Origin of the sequence: Aureimonas sp. SK2 (assembly GCF_029813115.1) — a bacterium.
In the GTDB taxonomy this organism is placed as follows: domain Bacteria; phylum Pseudomonadota; class Alphaproteobacteria; order Rhizobiales; family Rhizobiaceae; genus Aureimonas.
In genome coordinates this window covers 88,785-108,918 of the sequence record NZ_JAPZDS010000012.1, presented here as the reverse complement: position 1 = coordinate 108,918, position 20,134 = coordinate 88,785, and the positions used below count along the sequence as shown (strand labels likewise).

The 20,134-nt window shown below is 69.4% G+C and carries 13 protein-coding genes; 1 reads left to right on the top strand and 12 read right to left on the bottom strand.

Features of this window, described 5'->3' with window-relative positions:
- Nucleotides 1-12 precede the first annotated feature (12 nt).
- From addA to O5O54_RS15655, 12 genes are all read right to left on the bottom strand, one after another.
- Nucleotides 13-3,639, bottom strand: coding sequence for a double-strand break repair helicase AddA (gene addA, locus O5O54_RS15710; RefSeq protein ID WP_279482765.1), 3,627 nt, complete (start codon nucleotides 3,637-3,639; stop codon nucleotides 13-15).
- Nucleotides 3,636-6,746, bottom strand: coding sequence for a double-strand break repair protein AddB (addB, locus tag O5O54_RS15705; RefSeq protein WP_279482764.1), 3,111 nt, complete (start codon nucleotides 6,744-6,746; stop codon nucleotides 3,636-3,638). Before addB ends, addA begins: the two co-directional genes overlap by 4 nt.
- A 228-nt stretch (nucleotides 6,747-6,974) precedes the next feature.
- Complete coding sequence (locus tag O5O54_RS15700; protein ID WP_279482803.1) at nucleotides 6,975-7,688, bottom strand: nucleotidyltransferase family protein; 714 nt, start codon at nucleotides 7,686-7,688, stop codon at nucleotides 6,975-6,977.
- Between the two features lie 53 nt (nucleotides 7,689-7,741).
- The gene (gene tsaE, locus O5O54_RS15695) at nucleotides 7,742-9,307 is read right to left on the bottom strand and encodes a tRNA (adenosine(37)-N6)-threonylcarbamoyltransferase complex ATPase subunit type 1 TsaE (protein WP_279482763.1); all 1,566 of its coding nucleotides are present in this window, start codon (nucleotides 9,305-9,307) and stop codon (nucleotides 7,742-7,744) included.
- The gene (locus tag O5O54_RS15690; RefSeq protein WP_279482762.1) at nucleotides 9,304-11,838 is read right to left on the bottom strand and encodes a PAS-domain containing protein; all 2,535 of its coding nucleotides are present in this window, start codon (nucleotides 11,836-11,838) and stop codon (nucleotides 9,304-9,306) included. Before O5O54_RS15690 ends, tsaE begins: the two co-directional genes overlap by 4 nt.
- 210 nt (nucleotides 11,839-12,048) lie before the next feature.
- Complete coding sequence (gene ahcY, locus O5O54_RS15685; protein WP_279482802.1) at nucleotides 12,049-13,449, bottom strand: adenosylhomocysteinase; 1,401 nt, start codon at nucleotides 13,447-13,449, stop codon at nucleotides 12,049-12,051.
- A gap of 138 nt (nucleotides 13,450-13,587) precedes the next feature.
- On the bottom strand, nucleotides 13,588-13,923 hold the full coding sequence (locus tag O5O54_RS15680; protein ID WP_279482761.1) for an HPr family phosphocarrier protein: 336 nt from the start codon (nucleotides 13,921-13,923) through the stop codon (nucleotides 13,588-13,590).
- A gap of 36 nt (nucleotides 13,924-13,959) precedes the next feature.
- On the bottom strand, nucleotides 13,960-14,361 hold the full coding sequence (locus O5O54_RS15675) for a PTS sugar transporter subunit IIA (RefSeq protein WP_279482760.1): 402 nt from the start codon (nucleotides 14,359-14,361) through the stop codon (nucleotides 13,960-13,962).
- Between the two features lie 181 nt (nucleotides 14,362-14,542).
- Nucleotides 14,543-15,013, bottom strand: coding sequence for an HPr kinase/phosphatase C-terminal domain-containing protein (locus O5O54_RS15670; RefSeq protein WP_279482759.1), 471 nt, complete (start codon nucleotides 15,011-15,013; stop codon nucleotides 14,543-14,545).
- Nucleotides 15,010-16,749, bottom strand: a complete 1,740-nt coding sequence (locus tag O5O54_RS15665) for a sensor histidine kinase (RefSeq protein ID WP_279482801.1) — start codon at nucleotides 16,747-16,749, stop codon at nucleotides 15,010-15,012. The genes O5O54_RS15670 and O5O54_RS15665 overlap by 4 nt, the downstream gene beginning before the upstream one ends.
- A 67-nt stretch (nucleotides 16,750-16,816) precedes the next feature.
- The gene (locus O5O54_RS15660) at nucleotides 16,817-17,521 is read right to left on the bottom strand and encodes a response regulator transcription factor (protein WP_279482758.1); all 705 of its coding nucleotides are present in this window, start codon (nucleotides 17,519-17,521) and stop codon (nucleotides 16,817-16,819) included.
- A 193-nt stretch (nucleotides 17,522-17,714) separates the two neighbouring features.
- Nucleotides 17,715-18,194 (bottom strand): pyridoxamine 5'-phosphate oxidase family protein, encoded by a 480-nt coding sequence (locus tag O5O54_RS15655; protein WP_279482757.1) that lies wholly within the window; start codon nucleotides 18,192-18,194, stop codon nucleotides 17,715-17,717.
- Between the two features lie 312 nt (nucleotides 18,195-18,506).
- On the opposite strand from O5O54_RS15655, the gene O5O54_RS15650 reads away from it, so the two are divergent.
- Complete coding sequence (locus tag O5O54_RS15650; protein ID WP_279482756.1) at nucleotides 18,507-20,117, top strand: phosphoenolpyruvate carboxykinase; 1,611 nt, start codon at nucleotides 18,507-18,509, stop codon at nucleotides 20,115-20,117.
- Nucleotides 20,118-20,134 lie beyond the last annotated feature (17 nt).

The following is a 20,134-nucleotide window of genomic DNA, read 5'->3' as shown; positions in this document are numbered from 1 at the left end:
GGGGCGGCCGGTTCAAGCGGCTCCGCCCCCAGCCACCGAACGCGCGGCCCGCTCGGCGAGCGCCTGGGCCATCGCCGCTTCCGTCACCTCGATCAGTTTCGGCCCCTCGCTGTAGAGGAGCGCCGCCCGGATCGGCCGGCCTTTGAAGAGTGGGCGCACCATTTCGGCATAGAGCGCGAGCTGCAGGAGATGGGCGCTCGGCACGTCCTCGAGCCGTTCGGGAAACGGTCTGTTCGTCTTGTAGTCGAGGATGTGGACGGCTTGCTGGCTCACCGCCAGCCGGTCGATCGCGCCGCTGACGGCATAGCGCCGCCCGCCGAGTTCGATCTCGCCCGCGACCGCCACCTCCGCCCGGTTGCCGGGTGCGAAGAACGCGGCATAGGCCGGTTCGGACAGGATGCCGAGCGCCTGGGCCGCGATGCGGTCCGCTTCCTCCTCGCCCAGCGCGCGCCCTTCGCGCCGTGCGAAGTCGCGGGCCGCCGTCTCGCGAGCGGCCGGGTCGAGATCGGGCAGCGCCTGCAGGAGGCGGTGGAGCAGGAGGCCGCGCCGCACGCCGCTGTTCGGCCGCGGCAGGTTCCCCAGAACCGGAGATGCGGTGACCGTGCCAGTGTCGTCCATCGCCGCGAGCTCGATCCGGCTGCCGCCCGAGGCGGTGGAAGGCTGGAGCGGGCGGGGCGGCAGTTCCTCGGGGTCGAGCCGGGAAAGGTCGAGCGCGCGGAAGACCGGCTCGTCGGGCCCGGCCACCGGCGGGAGGGCGGCGCCGTCCGGCTCCGCGCCGAGACGCCAAGCCAGCGTCTCGCCGGTCTCGGGATGCTTGATCTCGCGCGCATGCGGCTTGAGGGCGGCCTCGACGCGTTGGAGCCAAGACGCCTCGTCCGGCCCGCGCACACCCGACAGGCCGCAGACCACCAGCCGGTCGGCCGCCCGCGTCAGCCCGACATAGAGGAGGCGGCGGTACTCGTCCTCGGCCCTCGCGCGCTCGGCCTCGCGAAGGCCGCTGACGGCCGCGTCGCGCGCCGAAATATCCGGGCACCACAAGAAGGCCGGCGGCATGCCGGGCGGGCGACCGGGCATATCGGTCCATTCCATCAGCTTGGCGCCGTGCGAATGGCTGAACGGCGCCGAGCCCGGATCGACTAGGAAGACGACCGGCGCCTCCAGGCCCTTGGAAGCGTGCGTCGTCATGATGCGCACCTCGCCGCGTCCGTGCTCCATCTCGCGCTTGATCTCGGGAGGCGAGGCGGCGAGATCCGCCAGGAACGCCTCCAGCCCGCCGCGTCCGGCCTGCTCCTCGGCAAGCGCCAGGTCGAGGAACGCGTCCACTACGTCGCCGGCGTCCCGCCCGAGCCGGGCGACGAGCTTGGCGCGGCCCTCCTCGGGGCCGAGAATGCGGGCGAAGAAGGTGAAGACCGTCTCGAAGCCGGCGCGCCGGCGCAGCTCCTCCAGCCGCTTGAACGCCGCTTCGGCCTTTTCCAGAAGCTCGCGTCGAGCCTTGCCCTTCACGAAATCCGGTATGCGCTCCTCGCCTCGGCTGCCGGCCAGACGGCGCAGGGCGAAGTAAAGGGCCTCTGGCTGTTTGGCGCTCCGGCGCGACAGGGCCAGCGCCATGAGTTCGTCGTCGGAGAAGCCGAAGAGCGGGCTCTTGAGCACGGCCGCCAACGACAGCTCGTCCTCGGCGTTGGAGACGGTGCGGCCGAGGGCTGCGAGGTCGGCGACGGCGATATGGTCGGTGATCACGAGCCGGTCGGCGCCCGCGACGGGGATCCTGCGCTCGCGCAACGCCGCGCCCATGGCCGCCACGAAGCCGGAGCGCTTGCGCACCAGGATCAGGACGTCGCCGGCGTTCAAGGGGCGCAGCTTGCCCTTCACGCGGATCGGCCGGCCGATCCATTCGTCGATGCGCACCGCGATACGGGCAGCGAGACGGTGCGCGGGCGAAGATTCCGGCTGGAGGTCGACCGGCGTCAGCCAGTCCTCGTGCTGGGGCACGGTGGCCGGCACGACCACCGGCCAGACCTCGATCAGACCGGGATCGCTGGTGCGGGTCGAGACGTGGACGGGCGGGCCGTCGTCGGACTGGAGGCCGCGCCGGTCGGCCGGGTCGGCGAAGACCTGGTCCACGGCTTGGAGGATGTCCGGCACCGAGCGGAAGGACTGGTGCAGCTCGACGCGCGCGAAGGGCCGCTCGCCTCCTTCCGCCAGCGTGCGCAGGTGGTCGCGCTCGCGGGCGAACATCTCCGGCGAGGCGCCCTGGAAGGAGTAGATCGACTGCTTCTCGTCGCCGACCGCGAACACCGTGCGCGGCCGGACGCTGGCCGAGGCGCCGGCGAAGAATTCCTCGACGAGCTGGCGCACCACCTGCCACTGGCGCGGGCTCGTGTCCTGCGCCTCGTCCACCAGCACGTGGTCGATGCCCTGGTCGAGCTTGAAATGCACCCAGGCCGACGCCTCCGCCCGCAGGAGGAGATCTGCCGTGCGCACGATCAGGTCCTCGAAGTCGAGCCGGCCGCGCCGACGCTTCAACGAGGCGTAGTCCGCCTCCAGCTTCTCGGCGATGGTCAGCGCCGCGCCGCTGGCACGCGCGAGGCGCAAGGTGGCGAGCCGCTCGCGCCGCTCCTCCAGGAACTCGGCAAGCTGGTCCAGCCGCTCCTCGAAATCGGGGAAGGCCCCGGTGACGGCCTTGGTCGCGACGCTCGACGCCTTGTAGCGCCCGCCGTCGGCCTTGAAGGCCACGGAACAGAGCGCGGCAAAACGGGCCTCCGGTGTCGTCGCCTCGTCCACCAGCGCGAGCTTGCCCGAAAGTTTGAGGTCGGTCGCCTTGCCACTGCGCCCGGCGGCTTCCGCCAGCGCCTCGCGGAAGCTCTCCTCGAAGCCCGGCGGATCGACGGCGCCCGCCAAGGCGCTCGCTTCCGTTTCGCCGGGCCGGAGCCCCAGCGCACGGCGCAGCCGCTCCTCGGCCGCCTCGCGTCCGCCCGTCGCCTCCAGGTGCCGCCGCAGCCGGTCGCGGCGCTGCACGATCTCCGAGAGGAGGGCGTCGAGCCCCCATTCGCCCGCCATCGACAGCGCATCGGCAAAGGCATGTGCGATCGCGGCGTCCTCCGCGTCCTGGCCACCGGGGTCGTCCGGCCGGGTCTGCGCGCCAGCGATCAGCATGCGCCGGGCCTCGGCGAGGAGAAGGGCGCTTTCCGTCTCGTCCATCACCTCGAAATGGCCGGGAATGTTGGCTTCCAGCGGAAACTGGTGGAGCACCGCCTCGCAGAAGGCGTGGATGGTCTGGATCTTCAGCCCGCCCGGCGCTTCGAGAGCGCGGGCGAAGAGGCGCCGGGCCTCGGCGAGGCGCTCCTGGGAGGGGCGGCGCTTGTCGAGGTCCTCGATGGCCTTTTGGAGCGTCTCCTCGTCCGTCACCGCCCAGTGCGACAGGCGCTGGAAGACGCGCGTCTGCATCTCCGCGGCCGCCGCCTTGGTGTAGGTCAGGCACAGGATCTTCGACGGCTCGGCGCCGGCGAGCAAGAGGCGCACGACGCGCTCGGTCAGGACATGCGTCTTGCCGGAGCCCGCGTTGGCCGCGACGAAGACGGAGCGCTGCGGGTCCGAGGCGATGCGCTGCGCCTCGATCGTGGCGGGAAGGATCTCGCTCATTCGGCAGCGTCCTCGTCGGCCGCACCGGCGCCTGCGGCCGTCCATTCCCGCGCGCGGGCCAGATGGTCGTAGGGGCCGGAGAAGTCGCCCGCCTGGAAGGGCCGGGCGCGGGAAAGGTAGCCCTTCTCCGGGTTGCGATAGGCCGCGGCCAATCCCTGGAAGGCCCGAAGCGCGGCGTCCGAGAGGCCGTCGCCCGACTGCGGCTCGCCCGTGCGCCCGCCGTTGTGGGCGAGGCGCTCCTCGTAGAAGTCGCGCTCACGCAGTCGGACGTAGAGGAGGTCGCGCACGGACGGCGCGGGGCCGAGCTTGTCGAAGCCGCCGAGCCGCGCCATCGCGCCCTCCAGCGGAAGCTGTGGGCTGAGCAGCGTGCGCGCCTGTTTCACCGACGGGTTGGTGCCGGTCTTGTAGTCGATGATCTCGACCGAGCCGTCGCGCATCCGGTCGATGCGGTCGGCATAGCCGTGGAAGCCGACGCCGAGCGCCGGGAGACTGTAGCGGCCCTGCACCTCCGTCAGCCGCTCGGCGACGTCCGGCGCCCGCTCGCGCTCCCAGGCGATCATGTTGGTGGCGAGCGTCTCCATGCGCGGCCACCAGACCGCCTCGATCTCGGGAGGCAAGGCGGCGGCGTCGAATTCCTCTCGCGCGATGGCGAGTAGCCTGTCGCGCGCGTCGTCGGCGTTGGGATCGGTGCCCTCGGCCACGAAGCGGTGGAGGATCGCGTGATAAAGGTCTCCGCGCTCCGGTGCGCCAGGGGCACGGATCATCTCGGGCAGCGGGTCGAGGCGGAGGACGCGCCGGGCGAAGACCGCATAGGGGTCGCGCACCAGCGTCTCCACCTCCGTGAAGGAGTGGCGGATCGGGCGCGCTTCCAGCGGGGGCTTCGGCTCGGGCCGGGGCGCGGCGGGCTCGGGCGGGCGCTCGTCCAATCGTCTCGCATGGTGGAGATAGGTCTCGCCCCGCCGGCGCAGCGCCCGGGCGCCGTCCGGCCCGGCCAGCGTCAGGATGCGCTGGAGCCAGCGCGAGGGAATGGCCGGCGCGCCGCCCGCCCGGTGCGAGCGCGCCAGAAGCACCCGCCCGCAGCCGAGCGCCATCCAGAGGTCATGGGCGGCGAGCCCGATACGCCGCTCGGGGGGATCGAGGTCGATCTCGGAGCGCATGACGCGCGACAGGAACGCGTCGGAGCGCGCGGTGCCCGGCCAGGTCCCTTCGTTCAGGCCGCCGAGGATCATCACGTCGACGCTCTGGAGCCGCGCCTCCAGCGCGCCCCAGATGAAGACGCGCTGGGACAGGCCGCCGCGCGGGCGCACGTTGATCGAGCGCATCAGGGCGAGCGCGACATCGGGCAGTTCGGGCGCGCGGAAGGAAAAGCCGGTCTCGGGGGCCGCCACCCAGCCGCGCAGCATGTCACGCAGGGCGGTCCCCGCCTCCTCGGCATAAAGCGGCGTCGGCGTGCCGTCCTCGTCCGCGGCCAGCGCTTCGAGGACGCGCGTCAGGCAGACGGCGTACTCGGCCAGTTCCTGCTCGCCGGCGTCCCGCAGACCGGACAGCGGCTGCAACGCCGCTTCCAGCCGCTCGGCGAGCGATTGCGCGGCGTCGCGGTCCTCTTCCGGCACGAGCTGCACGGGGCGCGGAGCGCGGCCGTCCACCGCCTCGGCGACTTTCCGCCGCTCGGCGAAGAGTGAAGCGAGCTTCGCGCCGTCCGCCACGCCGCAGCCGCCGCGCAGCGCGATCAGCTCGATCGTGCGCGCCGCCTCGCGCGCCCGCGCGGGCGACAGGCCGAGCCGTAGGAGCGGGTGCTTGAGGAGCGACAGGAGCGTGATCGGATCGCCGGGCTCCAGCGCCACGGACAGCGCCAGGAGGCAGAAGGTGCCGGGCGGCGTCGCATGGAGCGGGCGGCCAGCGGAATCGTTGGCGGCGACGCCGAAGCGCTCCAGCTCGGCCGAGACGCGGCGGGCGAGGTTGCGGTCCGGCGTCGTCAGCGCCACCGTCGCGTCCGGGTCGGACAGCGCGTCGCGGATCGCCACCGCGATCGCCAACGCTTCCTCGCGCTCGTCCGCCGCCTCGATCAGCTCCAGCCCGTCCAGCGCCTCCGATCCGTGGCGCCGGCTCGCCTCCGGCCAGACGTCTGTCGTCTCGGCCGGGCGCAGCGCGTCGGACAGGAAGCGCTCGCGGGCCAGGAGCGGATGGCCTTCCTTCGGACACAGGAGCTCGATCCCTGCCCGCTCGACCAGCAGCCCCTGCAGGATGCGCTTCAGGGCATGCTGCGGATGGCCGGGCGCGGCGATGGAACGGGAGCGGTCGATCGCATCGAAGCTCCTGTCGTCGAGGTGGCAGTCGACGCCCGGCAGGATCACCGCCCCGTTGGGCAGGCCCGCCACCGCCCGCAGGAAGCGCAGCGTCGAAGGCGCCGTCGCCGTCGAGCCCGCGACGATGACCGGTCCGCGCGAGCCGCTGGCCACGAGCCGCTCGGCTTCCGCGTCGAACCAATGCCGGCGCAGGGTCGCGCGGTCCTCGACGCCCCGTTCCCTCAGGATCGCCGGCCATTGTTCGGAGAGGATCGACAGAAAGGTCAGCGTGAGCTGCCACCATTCGGCGAGGCGGTCGGGCGCAAGGCCCGTCAGCTTGTGCAGGCCCGCCTCTTCCGTCACCGCCTCGTCGAGAAAGACGCAGAGGTCCTCGGCCGAATAAAGCGCGTCGGCCGCCGACGCCGGCAGCACGATCTCCTCGTTCGCCAGCACCCGCAACGCCTGCCGGTTCAAGCCGTCCTTCCAGAAGCGCACCAGCCGCGCCAGGAGGAGATGGCGCTCCAGCGGGTCCATCGCCGGGGCGAGGCTGTTCTCCAGGCCGACGAAGGCCGCCCCCTCGTCCGCCTCCGCCAGGGTGCGGATGGAAGGGAGGATGGCCGATCCGCCGCCCATCGCCCGCGCGAACTCGCCCGCCAGCGATCGCGCCGAGCGCCGCGTCGGCACCAGGATCGTCAGGCCGGCGAGCGCCAGCGGATCGGCAGAAAAATCCTCCCCCGGCAGGAAACGCCCGTCGAGGACGCCACGCGCCAGCGTCGGCAGGAAGGGTAGGGCAGGGGCGATGGAGAAGACATGCGAGGGCATCGCGGCCACCCTAGCCGAGCGGGCAGGGTGGGTGAAAGGGCTTGACGGGGCTGCCGCCCCGATCCCCGCTCGGGAAGGAATTCCCGAACCCTTCTTTCCGTCTGGGACTTTTCCGAAGGTGAGGAGGGCCGCTGGCCCTCCTCACCTTCGGACACATCGCAAAACGACGAGGGGTCCAGGGGAAATCATTTCCCCTGGCGGGGTGCGGGGTGGAACCCCGCTTTATCCTCAGGCCCTCTCGGCCCGCGTCGCGCTGGCCGCGAAGGCGGCTTCGGCCTCGGCGATGGCGCGGGGGGTGCCGACGGTGATCCAAAGTCCATCAAGGCGCACGCCGAAGAGGCGTTCGGCCTCGATGGAGCGGTCGAAGACGCGGTTGAGGGAGAAGGTCTCCTCGGGGAGATCGCGGAAGAGGTCGGGCTTCAGAATGCCGGCGCCGGCGTAGATGAAGGGGCTCATGTCGCGCTCGGCGACGCGGCGCAGGCGGCCCTCGCGGTCCATGGTGAAGTCGCCGCGCCCCTCGTAGCCGGTGGCTTGCCGCATCTCGGCGATGAGGAGGGCCATGTCGGCGTCCGCCGGGTTCCAGAGATCGGCGAGAAGGTCGAGGTTGTCGCGGTAGCCGTCGATCCAGAACGTGTCGGAATTGATGAGATAGAACGGATCGTCGCCGAGCAGCGGCAGGGCGCGCACGATGCCGCCGCCCGACTCGAGCAGCCTGTCGCTCTCGTCGGAGACGACGACCTCCATGTCGCGGCGCTTGCGCAGGTGGGCGCGCATCAGGTCGGCCATATAGTGGACGTTGACCACGACGCGCTCGACGCCGTTGCGGGCGAGCGCGTCGAGCCCGTAGTCGATCAGCGCCTTGCCGCGGATTTCGACGAGGGGCTTGGGGATGGTCGAGGTGATTGGGCGCATGCGCTTGCCGAGGCCTGCGGCGAGGATCATCGCGGTCTTCGGCTTGGGCGCGCGGGGAGGACGGGCGGGAATGATGCGGGCGTTCACGTCTGGCTCGTATCGGAAGGGGCGTCTTGGTCGGCCAGAATCTGCCACGCTTCGTAGAGGCGTGCCAGTTCGCCGAGCGACGGATGGCTTAGCGTTTTCTTGAGATAGGCTTTAATCCGCGGAATGTGACGCAGGTATTGCGGCTTGCCATCCCGGCGCAGGAGGCGAACGAAGATGCCGAGGATCTTGGTCTGGCGCTGCGCGGCCATGATGGCGTAGGCGGTCTCGAAACCGGCCACGTCGAAGTCCGGGTCGGTGGCGCGGCGCGCGGCGACATAGGCAGTGCGAAGCCGAGCCTCCAGCTCGGGCTCGATGGTGACGCGCGGATCGTGGGCGAGGGCGGCCACGTCGTAGGCGGACGGGCCGACCATGGCGTCCTGGAAGTCCAGGAAGGCGATGCGGTCGAGCCCGGTTTCGCCCGCGCGCCAGATGAGGTTCGGCGCCTGCACGTCGCGCTGGACGATGTGGCGCTCGGCCGTGTCGAGGATCGTGAAGAGTCGGTTCCAGACCGCTTCGAATTCCGCCCGCTCGGCCTCCGTCGCGGGCCGGCCGAAGACATGGGGCACATACCAGTCGAGGAGGAGGCTGGCCTCGATGGCCATGGCGGCATGATCGAAGGGGGGCACGTCGTAGGGGCGGCCGTCCGGCAATCGGAGATGCCCGTCGAACGGCGTCGCGTGGAGATGGGCAAGCGCCAGCATCGCCGCTTCGTAGCGCTCCGGGATCGGCCGGCCGGCCGCGTCGAGCACGCCCTCGCGACCTAGGTCTTCCATCAGCACGAAGCCGCGGGCCGTATCGAAGGCGTGGATGCGGGGCGTCACGAGGCCGCGTGCGCGCAACGCCTCGGCCACGGCCACAAAGGGTACGGTGTTGCGGGCCGAGCGCGCGATCTCGGCATAGGCGCGGCCGTCCCGCACCGGCGGACCCAGGACGAGATCCGGCGAATCCATCAGGATCAGCGGCCGCCCGTCTCGGGCAGTGAGCACCTCGTAGCGGCGCGCCGAGGCGTCGCCGGGAAAGGGCACACGCTCGGCACCGCCTTGCGCGGCGGCTTCGAGAAAGGCCATCAACGCCATGGGACGATCGAGGCGGGCGGCCATCTCCGGCAGGGCCGCGAGCACCGCCTGCCGCCCGCCGCCCGGCGTATCGGTCAGGGTCAGGCGGAGATTGGCGACGCGCAGGATCTCCTGCGCCTGCTCCGGCCATTCAGCCAGCACGATCCCGGCCTCCGCCGCCTCCTCGAAGCCGAGTTCGACCAGCTCTTCCGGATCGGACAGGCGGTAGAGGTCGAAATGGCTGATGCGCGGGCGCGTCGGGTAGATCTGGACCAGCGTATAGGTGGGCGAGGGGACCTCGAGATCCGGATCGCCCGCCACCGCGCGGATGAGCGCGCGCGCGAGCGTCGTCTTGCCGGCGCCGAGCGGTCCGGACAGGGCGAGGACGTCCCCTGTTCCGAGGAGAGGAGCAAGGACGGCGGCGAGGCGCCGTGTCGCCGCTTCGTCGGGAAGGTCGAGGGTGAAGCTGTGCGTCTCGTCTCCGGCGCCGCCGGGGGCGGTGCTCATTCGGCGGCGAGGTCCCGTTCGTCGCGGGCGAGCGGGAAGCGGCAGAGCACGGTGGTGCCGCCCTTCGGACCGGACTGGATCTCGACCTTGCCGCCGTGCAGCTCGACGAAGGAGCGCACGATCGAGAGGCCGAGTCCGGCGCCGGACTGGCGGCCGCCCGACGGGTTGGTCTCGAAGCGCTCGAACAGGCGGGCGACCTCGCCGGGCGCGATGCCCGGCCCGTGGTCGGCGACGCTGAACACCATCTCGCCGTTGCTCCGCACGGCCCTGAGGTTCACCACCGAGCCGGCCGGAGCGAAGTTGGCCGCGTTGGACAGGAGATTGAACAGGATCTGCGTGACGCGGTGCCCGTCGGCCCGGAAGGTCGAGCCGGCCCGGCTGAGATCGATGTTGAGGATGATGTCGTTCTCGCGGAACCGGTCGCGCACCGCCTCGGCGGCGTGCTCCACGGTGCCGGCGACGTCGACATCCGTCAGGTCGAGATCCATGATGCCGGCGTCGATCGTCGCCAGATCCAGGATGTCGTTGACGATGGTCAGGAGCGAGGAGGTCGAGGTGCCGATATAGTCGAGATATTCCGACTGCCGGTCGTTGAGCGGTCCCGTCTCGGGCGAGCGCAGGAGCGCGGAGAAGCCGATGATGTTGGTGAGCGGTGAGCGCAGCTCGTAGTTGACGTGCTGGACGAAGTCGCTCTTCAGGCGCGCGGCGTTCTCCAGAGCTTCGTTCCGCTCGCGCAGCATGCGCTCGGCCTCGCGCGCGTCGGAAATGTCGGTGAAGGTGAGCATGGTCTGCCCGCCCGGCAGCGGCACCACGCCATAGGCCTGCACGCGGCCGTCGGAGAGCTCGATCTCGCCGCTTTCGGCCTCGCGCGCGCCTTCGTCGAAGGCGGTGACGGCATGGGCGAAGGTGGCCCAGCTCGGGCCTGGCTCGTTGCCCTGGCCCGGCCGGATCGACACGGAGGCGGTGGCGGCGAAAGCGCGGATGTGGGGCTTGGCGGCGAGGAACTCAGCCGAAAGGCCCCAGAGCTCGGCGAAGATCGGGTTGGACAGACGCAGGCGCCCGTCCTGGCCGAACACGGCGACGCCCTCGCGCAGGAAGTCCAGCGTCTCGCCCTGGAGGCGGACCAGCGAGTTCAGGCGCGATTCGAGCTGCAGCTTCTCGGTCAGGTCCTCGAACACCCAGCTCGCGCCGCCGCGCGGCTCGGGGCTGGCGAAGACGCGGAGCGTGCGCCCGTCGGTCAGGTGCCAGAGGGCTTCGGTCGGCTGCGTGGCGCGGTGGGCGGCCAGGATGTCGGCCTTGACGTCGCGCAAGGGGCGGTCGTCCGGCAGGATGCCGCGCGAGCGGAGCTGGTCGAGGATGCCGATATGGTCGGGCGCGGTCTCGAGATAGGTCGTCGAGAGGTCGAACAGGCGCGCGAAGGCGGCGTTGTGATAGAGAAGGCGCGTCTTCTCGTCGAAACGCGCGATGGCGGTGGTGAGCTGGTCCAGCGTCTCCGAATGCGAGCGCACGGTCTCGGTCAGCTCGCGGCGGATCGCCTCGGCGTCGGACACGTCGACGGCCAGACCGGCCGAGCCGAAGGGACCTGCGGCGTCCACGACCTGGAAGTTGCGGCGGTCGGCCTCGACCACGGCGCTCAGGCGGTCGGCGAAATGGCCGGAATGGCGGCGCTGCACCACGATGCGGGCGCGATCCTGTTCGTTCAGGAACTCGGTCTGGCCCGTGACGGCGCTGGTGACGCCGGGAGCATCCACCGCCCGCGCATAGGCGTCGTTCACCCAGATCAGCCGCTCGTCCTCGTCCCGCACCCACATCGGCACGGGGGCGGCGTCGAACAGGGCCTGCATGGTCTCGATCATGCCGTTGGTGCGGGCGTGCTCGACCTTGAGGGCGGCCAGTTCCTCGCGCAGGCCCGAAAGGGGCGTGAAGCGCACGGTGGCGAGCGCGCCGACGGTGCGTCCGCTCGCCTCAATCAGCCGCCCGTCGGGCCGCTCGATCTCCAGGCGGAAGGTCTCGGCGCGGTGGCGGAGCTGAAGGATCGCGGCTTCGAGGCGGCGCGCCTCCTCCGTTCCCATCCAGGCCTCGAAGGCGAGGAAGGCCGCGGGCTCGGCGGGGATGCCGAGGTTCTTGGGCAGAGCGCCGATCACGTCCGACGCGCCCTGGCCGGCATAGACGAGCAGGCGCTGGTGGTCGTCGGTGAGGAGCCCCGCGCGGCGCTCGGCCTCGGTCATCGCGTCGGCGAGTTCGGCACGCAGCCGGGCGTTTTCGTCGGCCGTGGCGGCCTGCTGGCGGATCAGCCAGACGGCGGCGATCATCGCGGCGCCGATCGTGAGGGCGATCAGGGCGAGATAGAGAAGCGGATCGGCGGCCGCGGGACTGCCAGCCCCTTGCGCGCGGGCGGGTACGGCCAGAAGCAGGGCGCCGGGAAGCGCGAGGCCGAGCGAGGCGACGGGCACCGGGCGCCGCCAGCCTTTTCGACATGATTCGTTCGAGCGGATCCCCCGATCCACCCCCATCGATTCGCGCGTCCGCATCGCGTCCTTTCAGTCGCCCCCAGAAGGGCGATTGTCCCCGTCATGCCTGCCGCTCCCCAACGGCGGGCAGGAGGAGAATCTAAACGGTGGATAACCGTCCGCAAAGCGCGGAACGGACACGGTGGGCAAAAAAGAAATGGCGCCGAGGGGGTTGCCCCCGGCGCCATCTTGCTATCCGTCCCCACGCCTCGCGCGAGGGGCGAAAGGCCGTCAGTAGCGGTAGTGTTCAGCCTTGAACGGGCCCTGCGGCGTCACGCCGATATAGGCGGCCTGCTCGTCCGACAGGGTCGAGAGCCTTGCGCCGAGCTTGTCGAGGTGAAGGCGCGCGACCTTCTCGTCGAGGTGCTTCGGCAGGACGTAGACCTGGTTCTGATACTGGTCGCCCTTGGTGAAGAGCTCGATCTGCGCCAGCGTCTGGTTGGTGAAGGAGGCCGACATCACGAAGGACGGATGGCCGGTCGCGTTGCCGAGGTTGAGGAGGCGGCCTTCCGATAGGAGCAGCATGCGCTTGCCGTCGGGGAAGGTCACCATGTCGACCTGCGGCTTGATGTTGGTCCAGGTCAGGTTACGCAGCGCCGCGACCTGGATCTCGTTGTCGAAGTGGCCGATATTGCCGACGATGCACATGTCCTTGACCATGCGCATCGTGTCGAGGGTCACCACGTCCTTGTTGCCGGTCGTCGTGATGATGATGTCGGCGGTCGGGGCGGCGTCCTCCAGGGTCACGACCTCGAACCCGTCCATCGCCGCCTGGAGCGCGCAGATCGGATCGACCTCCGTCACCTTGACGCGGGCGCCCGCGCCCTGGAGCGAGGCGGCCGAGCCCTTGCCGACGTCCCCGTAGCCGCAGACCACCGCGACCTTGCCGGCCATCATGACGTCGGTGGCGCGGCGGATGCCGTCGACCAGCGATTCCTTGCAGCCGTACTTGTTGTCGAACTTCGACTTCGTCACCGAGTCGTTGACGTTGATCGCGGGGAAGGGGAGAAGCCCCTTCTTCTGCAGCTGATAGAGGCGGTTGACGCCCGTGGTCGTCTCCTCCGTCACGCCCTTGATGGCGTCGCGCTGGCGCGCGAAGAAGCCGGGCGTCGCCGCGAGGCGCTTGCGGATCTGCGCGAAGAGGACTTCCTCCTCCTCGGAGCCGGGGTTCTTCAGGATGTCCTCGCCGGCCTCGGCGCGGGCGCCGAGGAGGATGTACATCGTGGCGTCGCCGCCGTCGTCGAGGATCATGTTCGAGGGCTCGCCGTCCGGCCACTGGAAGATCCGGTCGGTGTAGTCCCAGTATTCCTCCAGGCTCTCGCCCTTCACGGCAAAGACCGGGGTGCCGGTCGCGGCGATCGCGGCGGCGGCGTGATCCTGCGTCGAGAAGATGTTGCAGGAGGCCCAACGGACCTTGGCGCCCAGCGCCTGCAGCGTCTCGATCAGGACGGCGGTCTGGATGGTCATGTGGAGCGAGCCGGTGATGCGCGCGCCTTTGAGCGGCTGTTCGGCGCCGAACTCGGCCCGGCAGGCCATGAGGCCCGGCATCTCGGTCTCGGCGATGTCGAGTTCCTTGCGGCCCCAATCGGCCAGCGAGAGATCCTTGACGACGAAATCGCCATTGGCTGCGATCATGAGAGGGCTCCTTGGGCTCGGGCGACGGCACGCGCGGACAGCTGCCAGGCCGCGGCCGATCTGGTCGCTTCCTTAGCAGGCCCGGCGATATAAGGAAATCCTTATATCGTTATCTCGCGGCTTGGCAGGGGGGCGTCAGCACTCCTCGCCGAAGCGATCCGCCACCAGCGCGGCGATGGCCGCGACGGCCTCGCCAGCGTCCTGGCCCTCGGCGCGAATGTCGATCGTCGTGCCCTGGCCGGCGGCCAGCATCATCAGCCCCATGATCGACTGGCCGCCCACCGACAGGCCCTCGCGCGAGATGGTGATCTCGCATTCGAACCGCTCGGCGAGCTGGACGAACTTGGCGGAGGCGCGGGCATGGAGGCCCTTGCGGTTGACGATGGTCAGGGTCTGCTCGACCGCTCCGTCGGAGGACGAGCCGGGAAGCGTGGGATCGGCCGGCGAGGTGAGGGGTCCTGACTTGTCCATGGCTCGGCCGCCGATGTTCCGTGAGGGGTTGAAGAGCTATTTGCCGCTGAGGATGCGACTGGCGACGGCGATGTACTTGCGCCCCGCCTCCTGAGCCGCAACCAGGGCGGCATCCATCGGCTTCTCGCCGCGCACGCTGGCGAGCTTGATCAGCATGGGAAGATTGACGCCCGCCAGGACGTCGATGTCGCCCTCGTCCATCACGGAGATGGCGAGGTTCGAGGGCGTGCCGCCGAACATGTCGGTCAGGATGATGACACCCTTCCCCCGTTCGGCGTCCCGCACCGCCTGGAGAATGTCGAGGCGTCGCTGCTCCATGTCGTCGTCCGGCCCGATGCAGATCGTCTCGAACGCCTCCTGGCGGCCGACCACATGCTCGACGGCGAGCTTGAATTCACGCGCGAGCTGGCCATGCGTCACCAGCACCAGTCCAATCATACGCCGAACATCCCGGGCTCCGCCGCTTGCTTGAGCAGAGGATTGTGCGCTTGCGGCCAGATTGCTGCAAGACGCAGCACGACACAACACTCGGAATCTTTCCAAAAGCGGGCGAAGAGCCTGTGCGACAAGGGGTGCGGGCTGCTCACGAAGCTGGGAGCCGTTCTGCTGCAATGCAGAATCAGGAGGCAGGACTGCCTTTCCAGAAGGCGTCGGAGCCTGCGAGTGTCAGGAGCACGTCGGCTCCGAAGGCGGGATCGCGCTCGGGCAGACGGATCCGCCGCAGGCCGAGGCCCGCGACCTCGACCCTTTCGCCGGGATCGGGCAGGCGCTCGATGCGGTCGCGTGGACCGAGGTCCACGACGAGGTGGAGGCGCGTCTCCGCTACGTGGCGCTCGGTCAGAATGCCGACGCCCCGGATCTCGATCAGCCCGGCGATCGCCTTCGGCGCACGGGCGACGAGGAAGCCGCTCTCGTGATGGATAAGGACCTGGTCGTCGGCCACCAGCGCCGCTTCGAGCCCCGCAGCTTCCGCCCGGCGCAGCACGGACAGGGCAAGCGACGACTTGCCGCTTCCCGAAGGCCCGCGGACGAGGAGCCCGCGTCCGTCAAGCCGCAGCGCGGTGGCGTGGACGTTGGCGGCTTCGCTCACGTCTCGGCCGGAAGCTTCACGATGAACCGGGCGCCCGCGATGCCGCCCGCCGCTCCGGCGTCCGGGATGTTCTCGGCAAAAATCGTCCCGCCATGGGCCTCGACGATCTGGCGCGAGATCGACAGGCCGAGGCCGGAATTCTGGCCGAAGGATTCGGCCCCGGGGCGGTCGGTGTAGAAGCGCTCGAAGATGCGGTCGATCTTCTCGGCTTGGATGCCCGGCCCGTTGTCCTCGATGGTGACGACACAGTCGCGGGGGCGGCGCTGGAGATGGACCGTGATCCGCCCGCCCATCTCCGGCACGAAGGACCGGGCGTTGTCGATCAGGTTGGTGAAGACCTGGCTGAGGCGCAGGTCATGGCCGGCGACCTTGTAGCTCTTGCCCGCCGGCGGCGGCGCGACGGTGAGATCGATCGCGATCGTCTGGCCGGGCTTCAGATGCGCGCGCGCGCCGTCCACCACCGAACCGACGAGACCGGCGAGATCGACCTCGCCAGCGACCTCGCGAGCGAGCTCCGCGTCGAGGCGCGAGGCGTCGGCGATGTCGGTGATCAGCCGATCGAGGCGCCTCACGTCGTGCTGGATGACCGCGAGCAGGCGCTCGCGCGAGTTCTCGTTGCGCGCGAGCGGCAGCGTCTCGACGGCCGAGCGGAGCGAGGTGAGAGGGTTCTTCAGCTCGTGGCTGACGTCGGCCGCGAAGCTTTCGATCGCGTCCATCCGAGCGTAGAGGGCGTTGGTCATGTCGCGGATGGCGGAGGCGAGATGCCCGACCTCGTCGGCGCGATCGCCGAAGTCGGGGATCTCCTCGCGCGCGGTGACGCCCCGGCGCACGCGGATGGCGGCGGCCGAGAGGCGCCGGAGCGGGGTCGCAATGGTGGAGGCGAGAAGCGCCGACAGGATCACCGTCACCAGGGCGGCGACAGCGAAGGTGCGCACGATCGCCATGCGCTCGGCCTGGACGATCTTGTCGATGTCCCCGCCCTGCGTCGACAGGAGAAGCACGCCGAGCACGGCACGGAAGCGCTGGATGGGCACCGCGACCGAGACGATCAGCTCGCCGTTCTCCGTCGAGCGCACCAGGGCGCGCGGCCCGCCGGTCAGGGCGCTCATGACTTCCGGATAGGTCGAGCCCGAACCGCCCGGCGTTTCCTTGTAGACCGGCAGATCGCCGTGGCCGAGAAGCTTGCCGGTCTCGCGGCTGATCCAGGCGAAGATGCCGCTTTCCTCCTCGCCCTCCACCGGCGGCAGGTCGTAGCGCAGGATCTGGCCGCGCGAATAGAGATGGCGCGAATCCAGGATGAGGTTGGCGTCGCGGTCGTAGAGACGCGCGCGCGTGCGGGTCGGCGAGATCAGGCGTCGCAGGAGCGGGGCGACACGCTCGGGGTTGATCGGGAAGTCCAGCGATTCCGACAGGTCCGGGTTCGGCTGCAGCGTCGCGCCGGCCTGAAGTTCCAGAAGCCGCTCGGGGTCGATGTTGATGGAATCGGTCTCCACCGTCGCCGAGGACGCGATCGCACTGGCGATGATCTCGCCCTGCGTCAGGAGGCTTTCCACGCGCGCGTCGATGAGGCCGGCGCGGAACTGGTTGAGATAGAGGATGCCGGAGACGAGGACGATCAGCGCGACGAGGTTGAGGAAGACGATGCGCCGCGTCAGCGAGGAGAAGATCGAGTGGCCGAGCAGGCGGCGGAAGCGGATGGCGAGGCGCCGCACGAAGGGCGCGCGCTTCCAGCGCAGGACGCGCCTCCGCACCGCGCCGCGCGCCGCCTCGCCTGTGCCCGTCGCCGACAAGCCCGACCGTCCGTCAGACTTCGCGGAAGCGGTAGCCCACGCCGTAGAGCGTCTCGATCATGTCGAAGTCGTCGTCGATCGCCTTGAACTTCTTGCGCAGGCGCTTGATGTGGCTGTCGATGGTGCGGTCGTCGACATAGACCTGCTCGTCGTAGGCCGCGTCCATCAGCGCGTCGCGGCTCTTCACGACGCCGGGCCGCTGCGCCAGCGAATGGAGGATGAGGAACTCGGTGACAGTCAGCGTCACCGGTTGACCCATCCAGGTGCAGGTGTGGCGCTCCTGGTCCATCACGAGCTGGCCGCGCTCCAGCGAAGCCTCGGCGACCGCGCCCGGCTTGCCGCCGACGGCCTCGCGCGGGGCGCCGCGACGCAGGATGGCGCGCACGCGCTCGACCAGGAGACGCTGCGAGAAGGGTTTGCGGATATAGTCGTCGGCGCCCATCTTGAGGCCGAACAACTCGTCGATCTCCTCGTCCTTGGAGGTAAGGAAGATCACGGGAAGGTCGCTCTTCTGGCGCAGGCGCCGCAGAAGCTCCATGCCGTCCATGCGCGGCATCTTGATGTCGAAGATCGCCAGATGCGGCGGGCGGGCGGACAGGCCCTCCAGCGCCGAGGCGCCGTCGGTATAGGTCTCGACGCGATAGCCCTCGTTCTCCAGCGCGATCGACACCGAAGTCAGGATGTTGCGGTCGTCATCCACCAGCGCGATCGTCGGCATTTCGTCTCAACTCCTATTCCAGCCAGCGGCCAGCGCGCCATGGAAACCCGAAAGAGGGGCGCCCGAACGCTTCGTGCCCGCATCGTCGCCGATGCGGGCCGATGCCCTTCTGGAAGGGAAATGTGGCGTTCGTGACGCTTTTGCAACGCCTTTTATGGTTTCGAGCCCCGACGGAGGCCGACGGACGCCGGGGTCAGAGCTTGACCTTGACGTTCTCCGTCGTGTCCGGGCGCGGCTTGTCGCCGACATAGGCCTTGGCGAATTCCCAGGCCTGCGTGATCTTGTTGGAGGTCACGTCCCAGATTTCGGCCTGGCTCGGGCGGATGACGAGGACGGCCGTGTTGGGATCGTCCTTGCCGCCGGGCATCCAGGCCTCGGCCTGCGGATCCCAGACCTCCTCGATCCGGGCGCGGTCGGTGGTGACGCTCGCCGTGCCCGACACGGCCACGTACTCGTTCTTCTCGACGAAGGAGCAGGCGACCTGATCGTCGGCCGAGACCTCATCCACCTTGTGGGAGTTGCGGTCGGTCACGAAGAGAATCTCGCCGCGCTCGCGCGAGATCTTCGGCGCCATCGGACGCGCGCGCAGCTTGCCGCCGTCGCGCGTTGTGACCATGCAGGTCTGGAAGTCGCCGATCATGTCCCAGAACTTCTCGTTGGCCGACTCGGGCATGTCCCGTCCTTTCATCAATGCTTCGGACATCCTCAACGCGTCATGGCCCGAAAGGTGCCGTCGGGCTGCACGACCCGAGTCTTCCGCAGCCGTCGGGCCGCCGAGCGTTCGGTGACGAAATTATTTTGCTGGGGTTAATCCGATTGAAGTCCGCCGTTGAACCGATTTAGTCGGCACAGGTTGCGGTTTAAATCGTTTTATATTTCCGATTGCATGTATTCCTAAGAGTTTTCGCCCGTTGCCGTCTTCTGTGTTCAAGGATATTTGCTTGGCCAACCGGAGCGTTCCGGCGATCCCAAGGGAAACAGCGACATGGAAGAATTCGGGCTCCGCAATCCCGCTCGCGGTATCGAGACGACCGGTCTTGCGAACCTGTCGTCGCTGCGTTGGAATCTGGGCGAAAGCGAACTCGTCGAAACGGCCATCCGCCGCGGCGAGGGTAAGCTCACCGCGCAAGGCGCGCTGGTCGTCACCACCGGGCAGCACACCGGCCGCAGCCCGAAGGACAAGTTCGTCGTGCGCGACGAGACCACCGAGAGCCGCATCTGGTGGGACAACAACAAGCCGATGGCTCCGGATGCCTTCGAGCGCCTCTATGCCGACTTCAAGGCTCATGCCGAGGGGCGCGACCTCTTCGTGCAGGACCTCGTCGGCGGCGCCGATGCCGGGAACGCTATCAAGGTGCGCGTCGTGACCGAGTTCGCCTGGCACTCGCTGTTCATCCGCAACCTCCTGATCCGCCCCGAGAAGGCGGAGCTGGAAGGCTTCGCGCCGGAACTGACGATTATCGACCTGCCGTCCTTCAAGGCGGATCCGGAGCGTCACGGCTGCCGCACCGAGACGGTGATCGCTTGCGACTTCACGCGCAACATCATCCTGATCGGCGGAACGACCTATGCCGGCGAGATGAAGAAGTCGGTCTTCACCGTCCTCAACTACCGCCTGCCCGAGACCGGCGTCATGCCCATGCACTGCTCGGCCAATGTCGGCCCGAACGGGGATGCCGCCGTGTTCTTCGGCCTGTCCGGCACCGGCAAGACGACGCTTTCGGCCGACCCGACCCGCACGCTGATCGGCGACGACGAGCACGGCTGGGGCGAGAACGGCATCTTCAACTTCGAGGGCGGCTGCTACGCCAAGACGATCCGCCTGTCGGCCGAGGCCGAGCCGGAAATCTTCGCCACCACGCGCATGTTCGGCACGGTGCTCGAGAACGTCGTGCTCGACGAGAAGCGCGTGCCCGATTTCGACGACGGCTCGCTGACCGAGAACACCCGTGCGGCCTATCCGCTGCACTTCATCCCGAACGCCAGCGATACCGGCCTCGGCGCCCATCCGAAGAACATCATCATGCTGACGGCCGACGCTTTCGGCGTGATGCCGCCGATCACCAAGCTGACGCCCGAACAGGCGATGTACCACTTTCTGTCCGGCTACACGGCCAAGGTCGCGGGCACGGAGAAGGGTGTGACGGAGCCGGAGGCGACCTTCTCGACCTGCTTCGGCGCGCCCTTCATGCCGCGCCATCCGGCCGAGTACGGCAACCTCCTGCGCGACCTGATCGCGGGTCACGGCGTCGACTGCTGGCTGGTCTCGACGGGCTGGACCGGCGGTGCCTACGGCACGGGCCGCCGGATGCCGATCAAGGCGACGCGCGCGCTTCTCGCCGCTGCCCTCGACGGCTCGCTCAAGAGCGCCGAGTTCCGCACCGATCCGAACTTCGGCTTCCAGGTGCCGGTCGCGGTGCCGGGCGTCGACAGCGCCATCCTCGACCCGCGCTCCACCTGGAGCGATCCGGCCGCCTACGACGCACAGGCCAAGCGCCTGGTCGGCATGTTCCGCGCGAACTTCGAAAAGTTCGAGGATCACGTGGACGCGAGCGTCGTGAACGCCTCGCCGGTCCTGGCGCTGGCCGCCGAGTAAGACACCAAGCCTCTGGG